Source organism: Embleya sp. NPDC127516 (assembly GCF_044765325.1).
Classification (GTDB): domain Bacteria; phylum Actinomycetota; class Actinomycetes; order Streptomycetales; family Streptomycetaceae; genus Embleya.
Window position 1 is genome coordinate 141,490 of the sequence record NZ_JBIWJT010000003.1, and the last position, 19,556, is coordinate 161,045.

The 19,556-nt window shown below is 70.2% G+C and carries 23 protein-coding genes; 12 read left to right on the forward strand and 11 right to left on the reverse strand.

Features of this window, described 5'->3' with window-relative positions:
- Positions 1-80: 80 nt before the first annotated feature.
- Both ACIRL2_RS05880 and ACIRL2_RS05885 read left to right on the forward strand, forming a co-directional pair.
- Complete coding sequence (locus ACIRL2_RS05880; RefSeq protein ID WP_395866364.1) at positions 81-962, forward strand: alpha/beta fold hydrolase; 882 nt, start codon at positions 81-83, stop codon at positions 960-962.
- Positions 963-1,059: 97 nt separating this feature from the next.
- Positions 1,060-1,560 (forward strand): general stress protein, encoded by a 501-nt coding sequence (locus ACIRL2_RS05885; RefSeq protein ID WP_395866362.1) that lies wholly within the window; start codon positions 1,060-1,062, stop codon positions 1,558-1,560.
- Between the two features lie 151 nt (positions 1,561-1,711).
- Here ACIRL2_RS05885 and corA read toward each other — a convergent pair whose 3' ends face one another.
- Positions 1,712-2,788, reverse strand: a complete 1,077-nt coding sequence (gene corA, locus ACIRL2_RS05890; protein ID WP_395866360.1) for a magnesium/cobalt transporter CorA — start codon at positions 2,786-2,788, stop codon at positions 1,712-1,714.
- Positions 2,789-3,268: 480 nt separating this feature from the next.
- Here corA and ACIRL2_RS05895 point away from each other — a divergent pair, with 480 nt between their 5' ends.
- Positions 3,269-3,877, forward strand: a complete 609-nt coding sequence (locus tag ACIRL2_RS05895; RefSeq protein WP_402230426.1) for a suppressor of fused domain protein — start codon at positions 3,269-3,271, stop codon at positions 3,875-3,877.
- A 187-nt stretch (positions 3,878-4,064) separates the two neighbouring features.
- Here the strand turns inward: ACIRL2_RS05895 and ACIRL2_RS05900 are convergent, their stop codons facing one another.
- From ACIRL2_RS05900 to ACIRL2_RS05915, 4 genes are all read right to left on the reverse strand, one after another.
- The gene (locus tag ACIRL2_RS05900) at positions 4,065-4,493 is read right to left on the reverse strand and encodes a universal stress protein (protein ID WP_395866356.1); all 429 of its coding nucleotides are present in this window, start codon (positions 4,491-4,493) and stop codon (positions 4,065-4,067) included.
- A 79-nt stretch (positions 4,494-4,572) separates the two neighbouring features.
- On the reverse strand, positions 4,573-5,847 hold the full coding sequence (locus ACIRL2_RS05905) for an MFS transporter (protein ID WP_395866354.1): 1,275 nt from the start codon (positions 5,845-5,847) through the stop codon (positions 4,573-4,575).
- A gap of 361 nt (positions 5,848-6,208) precedes the next feature.
- Positions 6,209-6,694, reverse strand: coding sequence for an NUDIX domain-containing protein (locus ACIRL2_RS05910; RefSeq protein WP_402230428.1), 486 nt, complete (start codon positions 6,692-6,694; stop codon positions 6,209-6,211).
- A gap of 37 nt (positions 6,695-6,731) precedes the next feature.
- Positions 6,732-8,087, reverse strand: coding sequence for a tetratricopeptide repeat protein (locus ACIRL2_RS05915; protein ID WP_402230430.1), 1,356 nt, complete (start codon positions 8,085-8,087; stop codon positions 6,732-6,734).
- 155 nt (positions 8,088-8,242) lie between these two features.
- On the opposite strand from ACIRL2_RS05915, the gene ACIRL2_RS05920 reads away from it, so the two are divergent.
- The 6 genes from ACIRL2_RS05920 to ACIRL2_RS05945 all read left to right on the forward strand — a co-directional run bounded on the left by ACIRL2_RS05920 (position 8,243) and on the right by ACIRL2_RS05945 (position 11,714).
- Positions 8,243-8,425 (forward strand): hypothetical protein, encoded by a 183-nt coding sequence (locus tag ACIRL2_RS05920; RefSeq protein ID WP_402230432.1) that lies wholly within the window; start codon positions 8,243-8,245, stop codon positions 8,423-8,425.
- A 21-nt stretch (positions 8,426-8,446) separates the two neighbouring features.
- Positions 8,447-8,722, forward strand: coding sequence for a hypothetical protein (locus tag ACIRL2_RS05925; protein WP_402230434.1), 276 nt, complete (start codon positions 8,447-8,449; stop codon positions 8,720-8,722).
- A 10-nt stretch (positions 8,723-8,732) separates the two neighbouring features.
- Positions 8,733-9,251 carry a hypothetical protein gene (locus ACIRL2_RS05930; RefSeq protein WP_402230436.1) on the forward strand — a complete coding sequence of 173 codons (519 nt, stop codon included), beginning with the start codon at positions 8,733-8,735 and terminating at the stop codon, positions 9,249-9,251.
- Between the two features lie 117 nt (positions 9,252-9,368).
- Complete coding sequence (locus ACIRL2_RS05935) at positions 9,369-9,653, forward strand: hypothetical protein (RefSeq protein ID WP_402230438.1); 285 nt, start codon at positions 9,369-9,371, stop codon at positions 9,651-9,653.
- A complete protein-coding gene (locus tag ACIRL2_RS05940; RefSeq protein WP_402230441.1) occupies positions 9,613-10,602 on the forward strand; it encodes an MvdC/MvdD family ATP grasp protein in 990 nt (329 codons plus the stop codon). Before ACIRL2_RS05935 ends, ACIRL2_RS05940 begins: the two co-directional genes overlap by 41 nt.
- Entirely contained in the window at positions 10,599-11,714 is a 1,116-nt protein-coding gene (locus ACIRL2_RS05945) for a methyltransferase domain-containing protein (protein ID WP_402230443.1), read from the forward strand. Before ACIRL2_RS05940 ends, ACIRL2_RS05945 begins: the two co-directional genes overlap by 4 nt.
- Positions 11,715-11,846: 132 nt before the next feature.
- Here the strand turns inward: ACIRL2_RS05945 and ACIRL2_RS05950 are convergent, their stop codons facing one another.
- A complete protein-coding gene (locus ACIRL2_RS05950) occupies positions 11,847-12,935 on the reverse strand; it encodes an NYN domain-containing protein (protein ID WP_402230445.1) in 1,089 nt (362 codons plus the stop codon).
- Positions 12,936-13,250: 315 nt separating this feature from the next.
- On the opposite strand from ACIRL2_RS05950, the gene ACIRL2_RS05955 reads away from it, so the two are divergent.
- A complete protein-coding gene (locus tag ACIRL2_RS05955; RefSeq protein ID WP_395866336.1) occupies positions 13,251-13,415 on the forward strand; it encodes a hypothetical protein in 165 nt (54 codons plus the stop codon).
- Positions 13,416-13,487: 72 nt separating this feature from the next.
- Here the strand turns inward: ACIRL2_RS05955 and ACIRL2_RS05960 are convergent, their stop codons facing one another.
- From ACIRL2_RS05960 to ACIRL2_RS05975, 4 genes are all read right to left on the reverse strand, one after another.
- Positions 13,488-14,114 (reverse strand): MBL fold metallo-hydrolase, encoded by a 627-nt coding sequence (locus ACIRL2_RS05960; RefSeq protein WP_395866334.1) that lies wholly within the window; start codon positions 14,112-14,114, stop codon positions 13,488-13,490.
- A complete protein-coding gene (locus ACIRL2_RS05965) occupies positions 14,111-15,196 on the reverse strand; it encodes an S-(hydroxymethyl)mycothiol dehydrogenase (RefSeq protein WP_395866332.1) in 1,086 nt (361 codons plus the stop codon). Before ACIRL2_RS05965 ends, ACIRL2_RS05960 begins: the two co-directional genes overlap by 4 nt.
- 205 nt (positions 15,197-15,401) lie before the next feature.
- Positions 15,402-16,250 carry a PHP domain-containing protein gene (locus ACIRL2_RS05970; RefSeq protein ID WP_395866330.1) on the reverse strand — a complete coding sequence of 283 codons (849 nt, stop codon included), beginning with the start codon at positions 16,248-16,250 and terminating at the stop codon, positions 15,402-15,404.
- 169 nt (positions 16,251-16,419) lie between these two features.
- The gene (locus ACIRL2_RS05975) at positions 16,420-17,055 is read right to left on the reverse strand and encodes a DUF6758 family protein (protein WP_395866328.1); all 636 of its coding nucleotides are present in this window, start codon (positions 17,053-17,055) and stop codon (positions 16,420-16,422) included.
- Positions 17,056-17,355: 300 nt separating this feature from the next.
- Between ACIRL2_RS05975 and ACIRL2_RS05980 the strand changes: the two genes are divergently transcribed.
- Both ACIRL2_RS05980 and ACIRL2_RS05985 read left to right on the forward strand, forming a co-directional pair.
- On the forward strand, positions 17,356-17,757 hold the full coding sequence (locus tag ACIRL2_RS05980) for an NUDIX hydrolase (protein ID WP_395866326.1): 402 nt from the start codon (positions 17,356-17,358) through the stop codon (positions 17,755-17,757).
- The gene (locus tag ACIRL2_RS05985; protein ID WP_402230450.1) at positions 17,754-18,674 is read left to right on the forward strand and encodes a ribokinase; all 921 of its coding nucleotides are present in this window, start codon (positions 17,754-17,756) and stop codon (positions 18,672-18,674) included. The genes ACIRL2_RS05980 and ACIRL2_RS05985 overlap by 4 nt, the downstream gene beginning before the upstream one ends.
- A gap of 146 nt (positions 18,675-18,820) precedes the next feature.
- Here ACIRL2_RS05985 and ACIRL2_RS05990 read toward each other — a convergent pair whose 3' ends face one another.
- Entirely contained in the window at positions 18,821-19,327 is a 507-nt protein-coding gene (locus ACIRL2_RS05990) for a MaoC family dehydratase (protein WP_395866322.1), read from the reverse strand.
- Positions 19,328-19,556 lie beyond the last annotated feature (229 nt).

Here is a 19,556-nt window from a genome sequence, read left to right on the forward strand (position 1 = left end):
GTCGCGTCGTTGCGGGGCGGGGGTCGGGTGGCGACCGATGATGGCGAAACGTGTAACCGCCAGTGATCGGGGAGCCCACCATGGCCGCGAGACGCCCGGTACCGGTACCGCCCGGCACATTCGTCCGGATCGACGGGACCGCCGTGCACGTGGTGCGCGAGGGCACCGGACCGGTGGTGATCGCCACCAGCGGGCTCGGCGGCGCGTGGTTCGACTGGGATCCGGTGGTGCCGCTGCTCACCGCCGACTGCATGGTGGTGCGGTTCGACCGGCCGGGCCTGGGCTACTCCGAGCCGGACCCGCGACCGCCCACCCTGGTGGGCGAGGCCGAGCGGATCGCCGCGCTGGCCGACGCGCTCGCGCTGCCCGGTCCGTACGTCCTGCTCGCCCACTCGCTCGGCGCGTTCCACGTCGAGGGCTTCGCGCGGCTGTTTCCCGAGCGCATCGCCGGACTCGTGCTGGTGGACCCGAGCAACGAGGACAAGCCCAGGTCTCGACCCGCCCGCCGGGCCCGGGTACGGGCCGCGCGGATGGCCGGGGGAGCGATGCGGGTCAGTGGGCTGGCCCGGGCGATCGGCCCCGCCGCGCGCCGGTCGATCCTGTTCACCCAGTCGCGCCGGCATCGCGACGTGGCGGACGCGCGCTGGGTGCGCGGCAGTTACGGATCGGGCCGGTTCTTCGCGACCGCGCTGACCGAGAACGCCACCTACTTCGACGTCGCCGCCGAGCTCGCCGACCTGCGCCGGGTCGCACCGCTGCCGGACGTGCCGCTGCGGGTGCTGGCCGCCGCCGGCGGCTACGAGAGTCTGGCTGCGCGGGCCCGCTGGGTGCGCGCGCTGCGCACGCTGGCGAACCTGTCCCCGCGCGGGCGCTGCGACGTGCTGGACGACTCCGCGCACTTCGTGATGCTGGACCGCCCGGACGCGGTGGCCGACGCGGTGCGCGAGGTGTTGTCGGGTTGATCGGTTTTCGCCGGATTGGTCACGTGTTGTGACCAATCCGGTGGGTACACGCATCGGGTCGAACAACCACCCGGCATCGATGCGAGGCGGCACACCCATGTTCGGTCAGCAGAACCTTCCCCCGGGCGCCGGCGCGCCCGGCCCCGACCTCGCCAACACCGGCCAGGTGATCGCGTCGTACACGAACTACGCGGGTGCCCAGCGTGCGGTCGACTACCTCTCCGACAACGAGTTTCCGGTGGAGAACACCGCGATCGTCGGCGCCGACCTGCGGATGGTCGAGAACGTGCTCGGCCGGCTCACCGCGGGCAAGGCGGCGGCGTCCGGCGCGGCCAGCGGCGCGTGGTTCGGTCTGATGATCGGACTGTTCCTGGGCATCTTCGCGGTCCGCGCGCACGGGTGGCTCTGGCTGGTGCTGATGGGCCTGGTCTGGGGCATCGCGGCGGGCGCGCTGTTCGGCTGGCTGGGATACAAGGCCCTGGGCGGGCGCCGGGACTTCGTCTCCACGAGCCAGATCGTGGCCTCCCGCTACGACGTGGTGGTGCGTCCGGACCTGGCCGAGCGGGCCCGCAATCTGGTGGGCCGGCTCGACCTGTAGAGGTGCGTCCGTCCGGGTGGCCTCCCGGACGGACGCGCGTGGCCGCCGCGTCCGCACGTGGCCGCCGCGTCCGCGCGCGGCCGGTGGCGGCCGGTGTACGTGTGCGGGCGGCGTATGCGGGCGGTGTGTACGTGCGGCGCGTACGTGCGCGTTACAACCACCCGTTGCGGCGGAAGCCCCGGTGCATGAGCGTGCACACGACGACGATCACCGACAGCGTCATCGGGTAGCCGTACCGCCACTTCAGTTCCGGCATGTGCTCGAAGTTCATTCCGTACACGCCGGCCAGCATCGTGGGCACCGCGAAGATCGCCACCCACGCGGAGATCTTGCGCATGTCCTCGTTCTGCGCGACGGTCACCTGCGCGAGATTGGCCTGCAGGATCGAGGTCAGCAGTTCGTCGAACGAGGCCACCTGCTCGCCGACGCGCGACAGGTGGTCCTCGACGTCGCGGAAGTACTCGCGGATGTCCGGGTGCACCTGGCGCATCGGGCGCTCGGCCAGCGCGTGCAGCGGGCGGGCCAACGGTGCGACGGCGCGCTTGAGTTCGAGCAGTTCGCGCTTGAGCTGGTAGATCCGACCCGCGTCGCCCGCACCGCCGCCGCCGAACACGTCGTTCTCGACCTGGTCGATGTCGTCCTGGATGAGCTGGGCGACGTCGAGGTAGGTGTCCACCACCCGGTCGGCGACGGCGTGCAGCACCGCCGAGGGCCCGGCGGCGAGCAGTTCGCCGCCGTCCTCCAGCCGACAACGCAGGTCGGCGAGCGCGCCGTGCCGGCCGTGCCGCACGGTGACCACGAAGTCGTTGCCGAGGAAGACCATGATCTCGCCGGTCTCGACGATCTCGCTGGTCGCGGAGAGCTGCTCGTGCTCGACGTAGGTCACCGTCTTGAACACCGCGAACAGGGTGTCGTCGTAGCGCTCCAGCTTGGGCCGCTGGTGCGCGTGCACGGCGTCCTCGACGGCGAGCGGGTGCAGCCCGAACCGCTCGGCGATACCGGACAGTTCGAGCGCGCTGGGCTCGTGCAGGCCGATCCAGACGAAGCCGCCGCCGGTGCGCACCTCGTGGATGGCCGAGTCGGGGTTCGCGTACCCGTCCAGGCGCCGGCCGTCGCGGTACACGGCGCAATCCACCACACAGTTCCCGGTCGTCACGGGCGTGGTGGACGGCAGGGGGGTGCGGCGGTACGGGCGGACTGCGGCGCGGAGGTCGCGGATCATCGACATGACGGGTCTCCTGCACTGACCGGCACGCGCCGACGCCGCCACGCCGCGGCGGGAAGGCCGCAGGGAGCGTCGACACGGGCAAGCGGAACGAATCACCGAAAGAACGGCAAAAGATCCTGACGCCCCGTCACGGAGGAAATTCGGAGATCGGGCACCGGGTCGTGATGCGCCGGCCGGTACTCGGCGAAAGTCTCGGAAACCCTCAGAAAGGGCGGGGCGTGCGACTGGATCGGGGAAGATCGGGTGAGCCGCCGGTACTGCACGGTGTGCTGGTATGCACCACGATCACCTCCCACGGCCGGTCCCCGCTGGGGGAAAGCCTCCGCTCGTCGACCGGGTGGGTCGAGGCGAGGGCGAGTCCGTCATCCGATGGCGCGCGAGGATGTCCACATCCTCGGGCCGACTACGTAGAGTACACCAGGGCGCCGGCTGCAATGGCCGGTATGCGAAAGGCTCCTGACGGCGAATTAGCATGCGGGCATGTTCGACTTCACGCCGGGACCCGAGCCGGTCGACCCCACCCCGCAGGTCGAGGCGCATCTGACGGCCGCGTTCGGCGAGCCGACCGGCCGAGCCGGGGTCACCTTCGTCGGCGCGGATCGCATCGAGGTGCTGCGCTTCGGTCCCGACGCGGGCGACGTGGTCCGGTACGCGACGCTGGGCATGTCCCGGGCCCCGATGGCCGATCCGGCGGCGGTGCTGGCCGATCCGATCGCGGGCCCGCGGGCCGAGTTGGTGCTCTCGGTGCGCGGCGGGCACGACTCGGTGTTGCGGCCGTTGGCCGTGCTGGGCGCGACCCCGCAGGTGGAGGGCCTGGTGATCGCGCCCGGCGCGTCGCTCGACCTGGGCGGCCCGCTGTGGGACGGCGCCGGCTTCCACGCGGTGCTGGTCGCCGAGCCCGGCGGCCTGTTGGCCGACCTGCCGCTGCCCGAACCCGCCGACGCGGTCCGCTTCTTCCCGCTGCTGCCGATGACTCCGGCCGAGGCCGCCTGGAAGCGGGCCCAGGGCGCGGAGGCGCTCCAGGAGAAGTGGCTGCGCGCGGGAACGGACCTGCGTGATCCGAACCGGCGTGCGGTGCCGCTGGGTTGAGGGGCGGGTTGGTGTGTTCGGGGCCGCCGGCCACGGGGGTCTCGTGGGGGAGATTCCTCCGGGGCCGGCGGCCTTTTCGGGTGCGGGGGTGCCCTTCGCGTGCTCTTTTCGGGTGCGGGCACGTGCGCTTTCCGGGTGCTTTCCGGGTGTGCGTGCGCTTTTCGGGCGTGCTTCTCGGGTGGGTGGATTACGGGATCAGTAGGACCGGGCACGCCGAGCGGTGGGCGACCGCGTCGCTGACGCTGCCCAGGAACAGGCTCGCCACGCCGCCGTGTCGGCGGGCGCCGAGCACGAGCAGGTCGGCGTCGAACGCGCGGGCCTGGTCCAGGACCGCGTTGGGCACGTCGCCGCGAACGGTTTCCTCGGTCCAGCCCTCGACGTTGGTCACGCCGGCCGCCTTGAGCGTGTCGACGGCGGTGGTGACCACCTTGACCGCCGCGTCGGCGGTCTCGTCCTCGACGACGCCGCCCACTCCGCCGCCGTCCACCACGTCCAGGGTCTGTACGTGCAGGACGCGGACGGCGGCGCCGCCGGCGGTCGCCAGTCGAGCGGTGTGCGCCAGGACTTCGTCGGCCTCGGGCGTGGAGTCCACCGCGACCAGAATCCGCTCGTACATGTCGTGCACTTCCTTTTCCGCAGATTTTATGGATATCGAACTATTTGTACTCGCTCGGCCGAGTCGGGTTGTGGCCGGGTCAGGCGGCTGCCGGGACCGGCTGTGGCGCACGCACCGCCGCGGTGTCGTGGTGGTCGACCGCGGCCAGCGTGCGGCGTGCGCCGAACAGCACCGCGGCGGCGACCAGGCAGGTCACGCCGGCGACCAGGAACGGCACGTGCACGTTGAAGTGCTCCTCCAGCTTCGGCGCCAGGAACGGCGCGGCCGCGGCGGCGAACCAGCGGACGAAGTTGTACCCCGCGCTCGCCACGGGTCGCGGCGAGTCCGAGACTTCGAGCGCCATCTCGGTGAACACGGTGTTATTGATACCGATGAAGGCTCCCGAAACGATGACACCGGTCACAATGACGGCCTTCGACCCGTACGCGAGCACGCCGAGGTCGACGGCGAACAGGAGCAGGCTCACGGCGGCCACGTTCGCGGAGCCGAACCGGGCCTGGAGTCGAGGGGCGACCAGGACCGAGCAGACGGCGAGCAGGACGCCCCAGCCGAAGAACACCGCGCCGCTGCGGTAGGGGCTCATGTTCAGCACGAACGGGGTGAACGCGAGCACGGTGAAGAAGCCGTAGTTGTAGAAGAACGCGCCTGCGGCGGTGGTCGCGAGGCCCTTGTGGCCGAGCGCCTTGAGCGGGTCGAGCAGGCCGACCTTGCGGGCGGGCCTGGGTTGTTCCCGGAGTAGGGCGACGATCAGCGCGAAGCCGATCGCCATCAGCGCGGCGGTGCCGTAGAACGGGTAGCGCCAACTGGCGTCGCCGAGCACCGCGCCCAGCAGCGGGCCGCACGCCATGCCGAGGCCGAGCGCCGATTCGTAGAGCAGGATCGCGGCGGACGAACCACCGCTCGCGGCGCCGACGATCACGGCCAGCGAGGTGGACACGAACAGCGCGTTGCCCAGGCCCCAGCCGGCTCGGAAGCCGACCAGTTCGCCGACGGATCCGGAGGTGCCGGCGAGTCCGGCGAAGAGCACGACGAGGGCGAGGCCGAGCAGGAGCGTACGTCGGCCACCGATTCGGCTGGAGACGAAGCCGGTGACCAGCATGGCCACGGCGGTGATCAGAAAGTAGCTGGTGAACAGCAGCGACACCTGGCTCGGGGACGCGTCCAGCCCCTTGGCGATCGAGGGCAGGATCGGATCGACCAAGCCGATCCCCATGAACGCGACCACGGCCGCGAACGCGGTGGCCCACACGGCCATCGGTTGTTTGAGGATGCGACCTTGCTCGGGGGCGTGTTCGGGAGCGTGCTCGGCCTGGGTATTGCCCCGGGTCTGCCCGCCGTCGGAAAGGGACCGCATGCGAGACCTCCGCACTCTTTGTTCGACGCGCGCTGTTGCGCGTTGCGCCGCGAGCCTGTTCTTGCTTAGTTAGCTTCGCTAATAAATGTAGCCTACATGTATATGAGTGGCAAGGGTTCTCGAATCGAGCCGGGGAGAGGGGTCGAGGGGTCAGTCGGGCGGGTCGCATGAGCCGGCGAGGTCTCCGGGGCCGGTCGCACGTCTGCTCCGCAGCCGGGGTCGGGCCGCTCGCTCCGCGCCGGGACGCCCGTCCGCTACGCGGCCGACACGGCAACCGGTCCGGCGCGGGTGCGGTGTGGGGCGGCGGCGCGCGGGGTGCGGGTCGGCCGGTCGGCTTGCGGGAGCGGGCAAGCGAACGGCTTCATGTGCCGTCCCACCCGTCGATGGCCACCTCGGGGCGCTCACCCGCGAGGTACCGCTCCAACGCGTGCAGGGTCGACGGAACGAAGTCGGCCGGCAGGTCGTCGGTGTCGACCCAGGCCACGGCCGAGTGCTTGCCCGGCTCGGCGTTGACCGCTTCGCCGTCCCACTCCTCCGCAGCGAAGACCAGCACGACGAACCCCTCCGGCGCCTCCGGGCTGTCCGCGCTGTGCGTCACATGGGCAAGACGCAACGCCTGCGGTTTGACCTCCAGGCCTGTCTCTTCACGGAGTTCGCGAACGGCCGTGTGCGTGATGGGTTCCCCGGGCGCTCCTTTGCCGCTGGGCAGACTCCACATCCCGGGCGCGAACGCCTTTTTGTTGCCCCGACGCAGGAGTACGACTCGCTTGTTCGCCCGATCATGCACGATGACCGAGACGGCGAGCATGACCATCAGATGCGGCTCACGGCGGAACTCGTCAGGCACGTGCGCCTCCTTCCTCGTGACGTCGGCGTCGAACCGATCACATGGCGAGCAGACCCCGCGCACGTTCGTCGAGGTTGGCTGCGCCTGGAACTCGTCGCCGCTTATAGGTCGTGAGGGTACGCCGCATGGCTGCGACCGCTTCGCGATGCCTTGATGATGCGACGCCACCGAGGTGGTCCATCGCCTCGCCCCACGTGGCGACGGCCTCATCCGCTCGGACCTGTGAGGCGAGCGAGACCCCCAGATCGACGAAGGTGAGGGCGTGAATGCGGCGGAAAGCCTCTGGATCGCGCTCGGACAGGGCGGCTCGGTAGTGCCGTTCCGTGTTGCGGTGATCACCCAGGTCCCTGAGGGTCCTCGCAGTTTGACTGGCTACGGTGCCCGAAGCCGGGCCGGTTGCCGTGGCGTAGGACGGAGTCGGCTCGTCTGTGCGGGCTACGGCGTCGGCCGCGTGAAGGAGCGCCCGCGCGGCCTCGGTGGGTCGGCCGGAGGCGGCACAGGCACGCGCGCGCGTTACCCACAGGACGGCCTCCATGCCCCCGCCAACGCGCCCCGATGCCCGCCGCAGTGCCTCATCCGTCAGTTCCAGGCAGTAATCGGCGTGCTCGAGATGAAGTGCTTGATGTGCCAGTACGCGCAGCATCCACGCACTGTGACCGAGCGGGTCCGCCTCATGGGCGAGCTGATAGGCAGTGAGGTAGTAGCGTTGCGCGGCTCCCTCGCTGCCAAGGTCGTGAAATTTCCAGCCCGCGAGATAGGCGAGTTCGGCAACCGCTCCGAAGGCGTCGCGCCGCACGACCTCGGAGGGGAACCGCCCGGACAACAGCGGGGCGGCGGTATCGGCAAGGTAAGCCATCACCGTGGTCAGGCCATGGCCTCCGCCATGACGTTCGTCTGCGGCACCGAGTGCAGCGGTGACGTGCCGGATGGTGGCAACCTCCTCGGCGCCGATTGTGGTGCCTGGTCGGCGGGCCCGCAGCATGCGCGACACGGCATCGTGGTCGTAGGACAGCGGCGCGCCGATCGAGCCAACCGTGAACGCCGCCACGCTGAGGAAACTGTCCCGCCGCATCCCCGCACGGCCGAGATCTGCGGCAGCCGTGATCGGATCGACCATAAGCGGGTGAGAGTCCTCGGCCTGCGCAAGTCCGATCTCGACCAGGGTGACCGTCCGCCCAATGCGTCTGGACAGCGCTTCCGCAAGGTATCGCCGAGTTCTGTTGCCCGGCTGCACACCGGATGTCCAATGCGCAATGGCTGACTTGTTGGTGTGCAGAACTTCGCCGTTCTCGGCCGCAATCGCCCGCACTGCACGCGCGAGCCGGTCGTACGTCCAGCCCGACTGGGCGATCACGTCCACGAGGGCCGTGTTCGGTGTACGTGCGTTTGCCATGGCTCCCTGAATTCTGGGCTTAAACCCGTTAAACCGCGTGCGATCCCCATCGCGGTACCGACGAAGAGTGAAATTCAGTTGACTGATTGTCACGCCGTCGACGGGCGCGGGGCAGGCCAAACGTGAGATCAGTACCTCATTGTCAGGAGAGACCCATGGGTGTGCGAGAGGGCGAGAGCCGGATGACCATGCGCGTCTACCGCCTCTACCCCGGTGGTGAACGCGAGGACATCAAGCCTCGCGAGGACTTCGAACTGGGCGACGCTTCAAGGTCGTTGCCCCAACTGCGAAACGGCGAGCAGAGCGAGTTGCCGATGCCGTGGCCGAAGCCGTACTGACGACAACCGGAGGCAAGAGGCATGTTCACGACCGACACCGCACGCTCGGCTGCCGTGACCGGCGCGGTGGACTGGACCTTGGTCCGGATCGCGCGATGGGGAGTGCGCCATTACGGCAAGTTGTTCCGCGATCCGTATCGGGGAACCGTCGGCCGCCTTCGCGAAGTCGAGGGTCTCCTGGCCGTGCTGCGGACCCGGCAGGGGCTGGAAGTCGCCTGCTCCGTGCGGCACTTGGTGGATGCCGCCGTCGGTGACGCGGCCCGCACGGTGTTGGCCCCATGCGGCGAGGGCGGGTGACGTCGTGCGCATGGAGGAGACCACCGAAGCGGACAGGATGGCCGGGCGAGTCCTGGCATATCGCTACCTCGGGGCGCTGGTGCACGAGGACGTGCGCGGGCCCACCGGGCGCGAAGGCGAACTGACGGCCGTCGACGGTCGACAGGCATGGGTGCGAACCCGAAGCGGAATCGAATTCGTCGTACCGGTGCGCCGGTTGGTGATCGACACGTTGCCCGCGCCACGTGCGGGACAACCGGTGCGCCACCGCGACACCAAGGACCCGGTCGGCATCTACCTGTGCGTCCTTCCCGGACCGGACGGCCCGAGCGCGGTCGTACAGCGTTGCGACGGCACGCCGACCCGGGTCGGCGATCCGGACGACCTGGTGCCCGACTACCCCCCCAGGCCGCATCACCTGGCCGCCTCCTCCTTGAACCACCACACGGCTGCGTCTTCTGGAGATTGCGGGTTCACGCCGGCAATGCGCTCGCGAACCGGGTCCGAACCCGATCCGAGACGCGGGCAGTTCGACCCAGGACCGTGCTGAGCCCAGGACATCCGGCGGAAACGTGGTCGATCGGCGCAGAGGCGCGCAAGTCACCCCTGCGTCGCGGCCCGAGAGGCAGAGACACCGAACATCGGCTACCAGAGAGGACACTCGACAATGCACAACACCATCGAGGCACAGGCTCCTACGCAGCAGGCGCCGGAAGCTGATCTCCTCGTCCCCCTCCACCTGGATTACGGCATGTCGGTATCGAACGAGACTCCGTTTCCGGGGGCCGTGACCCTGGACGAGCGCCGGCAAATCACCCTGGTGGACGGCGTCCCGATCATCGAGAGCGGGCTGATCGTGCGCATGGCCATCACGTCCTCCGACGTTCACTCGGACGGACAACAGGGCGCGATTGACCAAGGCCAGCCGGACGACGCCACCCCCAATGCCTGACCCGCGAATCCTCGTTGCCACCGGCTCGTTCGACGCCACCGCCGATTTCGTGGTCGAGGAACTCAATCGACGGGGTATTCCGCTCGCACGGATCGACACCGGCGCGTTCCCGGACTCGGTGGACCTGTCGGCGACGTTCGGGCAGGACGGCTGGCGCGGCCGACTCGCGGAGGGTGCCAGGACCGTGCGCCTGGAAGACCTGCGTGCGGTCCTCTGGCGTCGCCCGTCGAACTTTCCGGCGGGCAGTGTCGAGGCGGGCCCCTCTCGGGAGTTCGCCTCGCGGGAGGCCCGTAGCGGCATGATGGGCGTGCTGTACTCGCTCCCCGACGTTGCATGGGTGAACCACCCTCTCGCGATCATGGCGTGCACCAAGCCTGCGCAACTTGCCGCGTTCGCTACGGCCGGTCTACTCGTTCCGGCCACCTGGATCGGCAATGTCCCGCAGGATCACGGCAGCTTCTGTGCGAAGGAATCGGCCGTATCGAAGACGCTCGGCCCGATTGCCTACGACGGCCCCGAGGGGTACCAGGTGCTGTACGTCGCGCGGGTTCCGCCGGAGCATTACGGGCACCCGCGAGCGCGAGCGACTGCCAACTTCCTCCAACACGAGATCCGCGACAAGGTGGTCGAGTACCGGGTGGCCGTAGTGGCGGACCGCCTGTTCATCAGCGAGGCGCACTCGTCCGTGCCGTACCTCGACGTCCGCGCGGCCGGCCGGGACGCGGTCACCTACACGCCGGGGACGCTGCCGGAGGCGGTACGGACGGGCATTCGTACCGTAACCCGCGGCTTCGGTCTGGTGTTTGCCGCATGGGACCTCGTACAGGACGCCACGGGCACCGTTTGGGCACTCGAAATGAACCCGAACGGGCAGTGGGCCTTCACACCCGACCGCGACGACATCTGCCGGGCCATCGCCGACTGCTTGGAGGAGGCCGCAACCACATGACGACTCTCGAAGGAGAAGAAGCAGTCCTACGGCGCATGGCCATGGTTGACGCGTTGATCGCCGGTGGCCACGCGCTCCGGCATGAAGTGGCCGACGCGTTCCGGGAGGAGCCGCGCCACGTCTACGTACCCCGGTTCACGCGCCGTCGTCGGGTCGAAGACGGCTCGTGGGTGTCCGAGGAGGTGGATCGCAGACACCCGGATTGGCTCGACGAAGTCTACCGCGACCAGGTGCTTCTCACCTCGACCTGGCCCAGCATGTCCTCGTCCACGGTGCCTTCGCTCATGGCCGACATGCTCGATGCGCTCGATGTGCGGCGCGGGATGACGGTGACCGAAATCGGCACGGGGACGGGATACAACGCGGGCCTTCTGGGTCGGCTCGCGGGAGACGAAAACGTCCTCTCCATCGACGTTGCCCCGGAACTGGTCTTCGACGCCCGAGCCGCACTCGAAGCCACCGGGCATGGCGAGATCACCGTTGTCTGCGGCGACGGCGGAAGCGACAGCGTGGTCAAGCCCGACAGCACCGATCGACTCATCGCGACCTGCGGAGTGAATCGTCTCCCGGCCGCGTGGCGCCGGGCCGTTCATCCCGGCGGACTCATCGTCGTTGCACTCGGCGCCGGCGTCGCCGTCCTCGACGTCGACGAGGAGCACGGCGTCCAGGGCCGGTTCCTTTCGACCGGGGCGTACTTCATGAGTCTGCGCCCGGCCGACGGCGCGCCGTTGATGGGGCGTCCCGACGACCCCAAGGGGCCTGCGGAGCCCTGCGCGATGCCGGTGACGGCCTGGGAGGACAGCGAGTTCACGTTCCTGGTCTCGCTGTGGCCGAGTCCGGACGAAGTGCTGACCGATGCCTCATCACCGGGTGTGCTTACCCTCTGGCACCGGGATGGCTCGATTGCGACCATCACCGCAGAGGGAATCGCACGCCAAGCGGGGCCGCGACGGTTGGCCGATCTACTGGGCCACATCTGGGGTGACTACCAGGCGCATGGGCGACCGTCGCGCAGTGCGTATCGAATCGCGGTCGCCCCCGACGGGACACACGCCGTGTCGGTCGAGTGCACTGGAGGGGAGTGGGCGCTTTTCCCGCCCTACGCCGGATAGCGGCTTGGTCGAGCTGCGTAGCCCCCGCTTCGGCGGGGGCTACGTGCAGTTCCCCACGGCCGACGGCACGGCGGCCGGTGATGACAGTGCGGTCGCCGGGCTCGGCCGATTGCGCAGGAAGGCCCGAGTCGTTCAGCCCTCCGTCAGTTCCGTGCCCGGGAGGCCGAATTCCTGGTTGAGGCGGTCCCAGAAGCCGTTGCGCAGTGCGCGGCGCAGGTCCTCGTGTGGGCGGAGCGAATATTGCAGCACGCTCTCCGCGTCCACGAGCAGGCCCCGGTCGATCGCCTGGGGCAACATCGGGCCCGGCATCAGGTCGGCGAGGTTCTCCCGGCCGCGCACCACCAGCCAGCGCTTGGCGATCTCCTGGCCGATCCGCCATGCCTGGTCGGCGGTCGGCGGGCCGCCCGGTTGGACCGCGAGCGCGCCGGCGTGCGACGGCGGCAGCATCACCGGTGTCACGCACGTCTCGCAGAACTCGCGATGCAGCATCCGGGTGACGTCGGCCTCCCACACCAGCGGGTCGGCCTGGTTGGTGCCGTATGCCGGCTCCACACCCCACAGGTGCACGCGTACGCCGTAGGACTGCGCGGCCTCGACCGCCGAGACCAGGTCCTCGTCACCGCTGATCACCACGGCGTCGTCGATCCCGTGGTTGCGCGCCAGCGATTCGAGGTCGCTGCGGATCAGCGAGTCGACGCCCTTCTGCTGGTTGTGCGCGTTGAGGTTGCCCAGCCGGACCTTGACGTCGGGCAGCTCGGCGATCTGCCGCTGCTCCACGGTGTGCACCCGCTCGCGCGCCCCGTCGTACCAGTACACCCGCAGCAGTCGACCCTCCGGGAAGACCCGGCGCGCCTCGTCGATCAGGCCGGTGATCAGTTGTTCGGCGTCCACCCGGAAGGCGCGACGCTCGGCCGAGCCGGCCACCAGCAGGCCCATCGCCGCGTACACGTAGCCGACGTCGACGAACAGCGCGTGCGTACCGAAGTGCAGGGGCGGCGAGACGGACTGGACCAGTACGGCCGGTCGGGTGAACGGTTCCGCCAGGTCCGGCAGCGGTCCGGGTCCGGCTTCGAAGCCTGCGACCGGATGGTCCTCGAGCGGACCACCGTGCTCGGCGCCGAGGTCCCCGCCGGATTCGTGCACCACGGCGCCGAAGACGGCCGTCGCGCCCGTCCGGACGTCGTCCTCTCCCGGATCGTGCAAAGTCTCTCGTCCTCCCATGGCCGCTGCTGCTCGATCGGCGTCCGGCCGATGTGTCAGACCGGCATTGTCCTATGCCGGTCGCTGTCGCGTCCTCGCTTGCTCGGCGCGTGATGTCGCGTCATGCGTCACGTGTAACCCGGGGAAAGTCAGGAAAGGAACATTTCAGTCAAGGGAATGCTATCGGTGTGACCGCTGTTGTTCAGTGTGGTGCCGGTAGTGACCCCTGCCGGGTCTTTGCCGATCCGTACGGATCCCGGCACCCAATCCTTGTAGACGAGGCCGTAGCACCATTCGGCCCCGTGCGACTTCGGACCGGAGGGAAGGGAGACGCGTATGCGTTACCGAATCACGAACCTCAGCCGAGCCCAGGAGAAGACCGGGTCCAACCCGGTCAGCTGCGCTGCCGACATCGACACCGTGCAAGCGGCTCTCAAACGAGCCGAGGCATACGGCGAGCGCCTGTACATCCGCCCCGTCAAGGTGGCGGAAGCCGGCTGATTGCGTGAACCGAGGGCGCTTCCCCGTGTGGGGGAAGCGCCCTCGCCATGTCCACAGGCCCTCGGGCTCGGCTCAGTGGCCTCGGGCCACCCAGGCGTCGTAGTCCTTCGCCTCCGCGCCGATCGTCGTCTCGTCGCCGTGCCCGGTGAGCACGCGGGTGCCCTCGGGCAGCGCGAGCAGGCGAGCCTTGATCGAATCGAGGATCACCGGGAACGACGAGAACGAGCGCCCGGTGGCACCCGGGCCACCCTTGAACAACGTGTCGCCGGAGAAGAGCACACCCGGCTCCGGGGCGTACAGGCACACCGCGCCCGGCGCGTGGCCGGGGGTGTGCACCACCCGCAACTCGGTGCCCGCGACGGTGATCACCTCGCCGTCGGCCAACGCGGCGTCCGGCGCGCGGTCCGGGTACACCACGTCCCACAACATCCGGTCCCGCGGGTGCAGGTGGATCGGCGCACCGGTGAGTTCGGCCAACTCGGCGGCGGCGTTGATGTGGTCGTTGTGGCCGTGGGTGAGCACGATGCCGGTCACCGTACGATCGCCCACCCGGGCCGCGATGGCCGCCGCGTCGTGTGCGGCGTCCACGACCACCACCTCGCGGTCGTCGCCGACGATCCACACGTTGTTGTCGACGTCGAAGTCCTGGCCGTCGAGCGAGAAGACGCCCGAGGTGACCACGTGGTCGATCCGCGTCACAGGATCACCACCGAACGCAGCACGTCGCCGTGGTGCATCTTCTCGAACGCGGCCTCGACGTCCTCCAGGGTGATCCGCTCGCTGACGAACGCGTCCAAGTCGAAGCGCCCCTGGCGGTACAGGTCGATCAGCGTCGGGAAGTCGCGCGAGGGCAGGCAGTCGCCGTACCAGGACGACTTGAGCGCGCCGCCGCGGCCGAACACGTCGAGCAGCGGCAGTTCGATGGTCATCTCCGGAGTGGGCACACCCACCAGGACCACGGTGCCGGCCAGGTCGCGGGCGTAGAACGCCTGCTTGTAGGTCTCCGGGCGGCCGACCGCGTCGATCACCACGTCCGCGCCGAAGCCGCCGGTCAGTTCGCGGATCGCCTCGACCGGGTCGCCGGCCTTCGAGTTCACCGTGTGGGTGGCGCCGGCCCGGCGCGCCCACTCCAGTTTGCGGTCGTCCAGGTCGACGGCGATGATCCGCGCCGCGCCCGCGAGCCGCGCACCGGCGATGGCCGCGTCGCCCACGCCGCCGCAGCCGATCACCGCGACCGTGTCGCCACGCCCGACGTTGCCGGTGTTCATCGCCGCGCCCAGGCCGGCCATCACCCCGCAGCCGAGCAGGCCGGCCGCGGCCGGGTCCGCCTCGGGGTCGACCTTGGTGCACTGTCCGGCGGCGACCAGTGTGAGTTCGGCGAACGCGCCGATGCCGAGCGCGGGGCTCAGTTCGGTGCCGTCTTCCAGCGTCATCTTCTGCTTCGCGTTGTGCGTGGCGAAGCAGTACTGCGGACGGCCGCGTCGACACGCGCGGCAATCGCCGCACACCGCACGCCAGTTCAGGATCACGAAGTCGCCGACGGCCACCTCGGTGACGCCCTCGCCGACCGATTCCACGACGCCGGCGGCCTCGTGGCCGAGCAGGTACGGGTACTCGTCACCGATGCCGCCCTCGCGATAGTGCAGGTCCGTGTGGCACACGCCGCACGCCTGGACCTTCACGCGCGCCTCGCCCGGACCCGGGTCCGGCACCACGATGGTCTCGATCGAGACCGGTGCGCCCTTGCCGCGCGCGACGACGCCGCGTACCGACTTGCTCATGTCCTCCGCCTCTCCCCAACCGCTGGATGCTCCGCTTCGCACCTTATGGCTTCGCCTCGATGAAGCCCCGGACCCCGTCCGCGCACGGTTGTACGGCGATCGCGGACAGCAGGAGGCCGGAGAGTCGGATCATCGAAACCACGCCGCCTCCTTGACCACGAGAGCGTGACGAAGGACGAGCCGTAGATGGCGACGTCGAACCGGTTCACGGGGTGATGGGTCGTGCTCCCGTTGCCAGCTCCGTGATCGCCCTGTACGAGTCAGGATCTGTGGTGTTTTCTCCGAGATCGATCGTTTTGCGGGTGCCGTGGTAGTCACTCGAACCGGTGGTGATCAGCCGCAGTTCGCCCGCCAGCCCACGCAGGTGCGCCCGCATCGCGTCGTCGTGATCCATGTGGTCCACCTCGACACCGGCCAGACCGGCATCGGCCAGTTCGGCGATCGTGGCGTCCGAGACGGTCCGGCCGCGCCCCACCGCACCGGGATGGGCGAACACCGCGACCCCGCCCGCGCCGGCGATCAGTCGGACGGCGTCGATCGCGTGGATCTCGTACTTCTCGATGAACGCCCGCCCGCCGTCCTTGAGCCACTCGGCGGTGAACGCGCCCGACACGTCCGCGACCACGCCCGCCTCGACCAGCGCGGTGGCCACGTGCGGCCGACCCACCGCGCCGCCGCCCGCGATCTCTTCGACCCGGGCCCACGTGATCGGCGCGCCGAGTTCGCGGCAGCGCTCGACCATCGCCTCGGCTCGGCGGACCCGGTCGGTGCGCACCAGTTCGCGGGCCCGGGCGAACTCCGGTTCGGTCGGGTCGAACAGGTAGCCCAGCATGTGCAGGCTGATCCCGCCCTCGGCCACACACGAGATCTCCGCGCCCCGGACCAGGGTCAGCCCGTCCGGCAGCGCCTCGACCGCGGCCGTCCAACCGGCGGTGGTGTCGTGATCGGTGAGCGCGACCACGTCCAGACCGGCCGCGCGTGCCTTGACGACCAGTTCGGCGGGCGTGTCGGTGCCGTCGGATGCGGTGCTGTGGGTGTGCAGGTCGATGCGCACGCTGACCTCGTCTGCCGGGAGGGTCGATGGACGCTCCCGACCCTAACGACCTCGGCCGAGCGCCTTCATGGGGCGGCCGTCCGGTCCGGGCGGCCGCCGTCCCGCTCGCGGCGCCGGTCGCGGTCCCGTCCGCGCGCCTTCGGGCGCGGGCCCTTTCGTCCCGGAGCGGTCAGAACTCCAGCAGTTGCGGGGACAGCGCGCCGCACGGCAACAACTGCAACTCGGCGCCGGCGTCGCGCAGATCGGTGAGCACCACGTCGTCGTAGACGAGATGGCCCGCCTTGCCCGGCCACAGGATCGCCCACAACCACAGGCCCATCGCCTCGCCCGCGTACACCGCGCGGTCGGCCGGTGCGTCGATCACGCACCACAGCGGGGTCGGCCGGCCGGCCGCCATCACCTTCGCGGGCGCGGACTTGACGAAGTCGGCGCCCGGGTCGGGCCCGGTCAACCCGGCGTACCGGGCGCCGAGTCCGACGCCCACCTCCTCGGCGATCAGCAGCAGTTCGCCGCGTCCGCCCAGCGGCGCGGGACCCGTACACGCCACCGCCACCGCCCGTGAGCCGTCCCGATCGTCGCCCGCGTGCGCGACGCCGGTGTACAACCAACCCACCGGCAGCGGCCACGGCAGCCAGACCGGGACCCTCGAGCGGCGCACCACCGCGTCCAGCGCCTCGACGCTGGGCGGCACGACGGGTTGCAGCGGGGGAACGGCGCCATGGATCTCGCACTCCCACGTCTGTGAGAACAGACCCGGAGCGCGGACCCGGCCGCCGCAGCGGGGGCAGCTCGGCTCGCCCTTCATAGGACTAGACGGTCCACTGCCCGGGGCCCCGCGTCAAGGACGATCACTCCTTCGGTGCGCCCACACCCCCGACCGGCGTACGGGAGCGCCAAGGCGTGTCCTCGATCCCCCGTCGGGCTCCGCGCGTGAGCGCGGCGAGGGAGCCCGAGGGGCGGATGGGGTGCCGGGCGTCGTGGAGCCCGACGGGGGATCGAAGACACCCCTGCGCGCCGGGTCGCGCGCCCTCGCGCTGCCGGGCGCCGCGCGGCCTGCGGTCGATGTCCCGCTGCACGTCGGCGCCGGGGACTAGGCTCGGCAGGCATGCGGCTCATTTCCTGCGTCGGCGCGATCGTCCTCGATTCCGAGGGGCGGGTGCTCCTGGTGCAACGCGCGAAAATGCCGGGCGAGGGGCAGTGGTCGCTGCCCGGCGGGCGGGTCGAGGACGGCGAGACCGACGCGGTCGCACTCGCCCGCGAGATGGTCGAGGAGACCGGGTTGCAGGTGACCGTCGGACCACTGGTCGGGTCGGTGCTGCGGCCCGCGCCCGGCGGTGGGACGTACGAGATCAGGGACTACGCGTGCACGCCGCACGGCGGGGCGCTGCGCGCGGGCGACGACGCGGACGCGGTCCGTTGGGTGGCCACCGGCGAGCTGAGTCGGCTCGACCTGGTCGACGGACTGCTCGACGCGTTGCGCGAGTGGAACGTGCCGGGGGTGGCGTGAGCGGCGACCACGCGCGGCTGCTCGTGGTCGGCTCGATCAACGCCGACCTGGTGGTCCGGGTGCCCCGGCACGCGCGGCCGGGCGAGACGGTTCTGGGCGGCGACCTGGTCGTGCACCCGGGCGGCAAGGGCGCCAATCAGGCGGTCGCGGCGGCCCGGTTGGGCGCCGACGTCGCGTTCGCCGGGCGGGTGGGCGACGACGACCACGGCCGGATGTTGCGGGCGACGCTGCGCCGGGAGGGCGTGCGGACCGACGCGACGCGTACCGTCCCCGGCGCCTCGGGGGTGGCCTTGATCACGGTGGACGACGCGGGCGAGAACACCATCACGGTGGCGCCCGGGGCGAACGGGCGATTCGGGCCGGCGGACGTGTCCGACCTGGCACCGGCGATCGAGGCCGCCACGGTCGTCTCGCTCCAGTTGGAGATCCCGCTCGACACGGTATGGGCGGTGATCCGGTGCTGCGAGGCCGCGGACACCCGGGTGGTGCTGAACCTGTCGCCGGTCGTGGCCGCGGACGTCCTGACGTCCGCGTCGGTGTTGCGGGTGTGCGATCCGCTGGTGCTCAACGAGCATGAGGCGAGCGTGACGACGGGCGCGGCGGCGGGTGACGCGGGCGAGGCGCTGAAGGTGTTGCGCGCGCTCGATCCGCGTCCGCGTTCGATCGTGCTCACCCTGGGCGGCGGCGGCGCGCTGGTCGCGGTCGGCGACGCGGAAGCGGTACACGTGGCCGCGCCGAGGGTGGCCGCGGTCGACACCACGGGCGCGGGCGACGCCTTCACCGGCGCGCTCGCCTGGCGGCTGGCGGCCGGCGACGATCCGGTCGCGGCGACCCGGTATGCGGTTCGGGTGGGCGCGGCGGCGGTCCGGAGCGCGGGCGCCCAGTCGTCGTATCCGACGGCGGACGAACTGCCGTAGGGCGAAGGCCACGCGGACCGCGAAGGCGCCTCGGGACGCGTAGGCCGCCTCGGGACGCGGAAACGGGCGGGCCGCGCCGTCCCTGGGCGACCCGCCCGCGTTCGATTCCGGGGGCGAACCCCGGGTCGGTGCCGATCGGCGAGCGATCAGCCCTCGATCAATTCGGGGCGTCCGGGCTGCTCGCCACCACGCTTGTCGCCGTAGCTCTCCTTGGGCACCATGACCTTGCGCTTGAACACGCACACGAGCGTGCCGTCCTGCTTGTAGCCCTTGGTCTCCACGTACACGACGCCGCGGTCGTCCTTGGACTTCGACTCCCACTTGTCCAGCACCAGCGTCTGCCCGTAGATGGTGTCCCCGTGGAACGTGGGTGCCACGTGTCGCAACGACTCGATCTCCAGGTTGGCGATCGCCTTGCCGGAGACGTCCGGCACCGACATGCCGAGCAGCAGCGAGTAGATGTAGTTGCCCACCACGACGTTCTTGCCGAAATCGGTGGTGTTCTCGGCGAAGTTGGCGTCCATGTGCAGCGGGTGATGGTTCATCGTGAGCAGACAGAACAGGTGGTCGTCGTACTCGGTCACGGTCTTCCCGGGCCAGTGCTTGTAGATCGCACCGACCTCGAACTCTTCGTAGTAGCGGCCGAACTGCATGTCGGTCCCCTCTCACCTGGTGGCACATCGATCAGGACGTTCGCGTCCGACGATCGTCGAGCCCCGGTCGGATACCCGCCCGGATGGGTCGGGTGACGACGGCTCGGCGAGTGCGTCGGCGGATGGCTTTGAGGATAGGGACGTTACCGGTGGGTTCAGTAGAGGCGTACCAGTGACGTAGGTCATGGGTGTGGCGACGTCGACAGGTGCGACCGGAGTCGTCCGGATC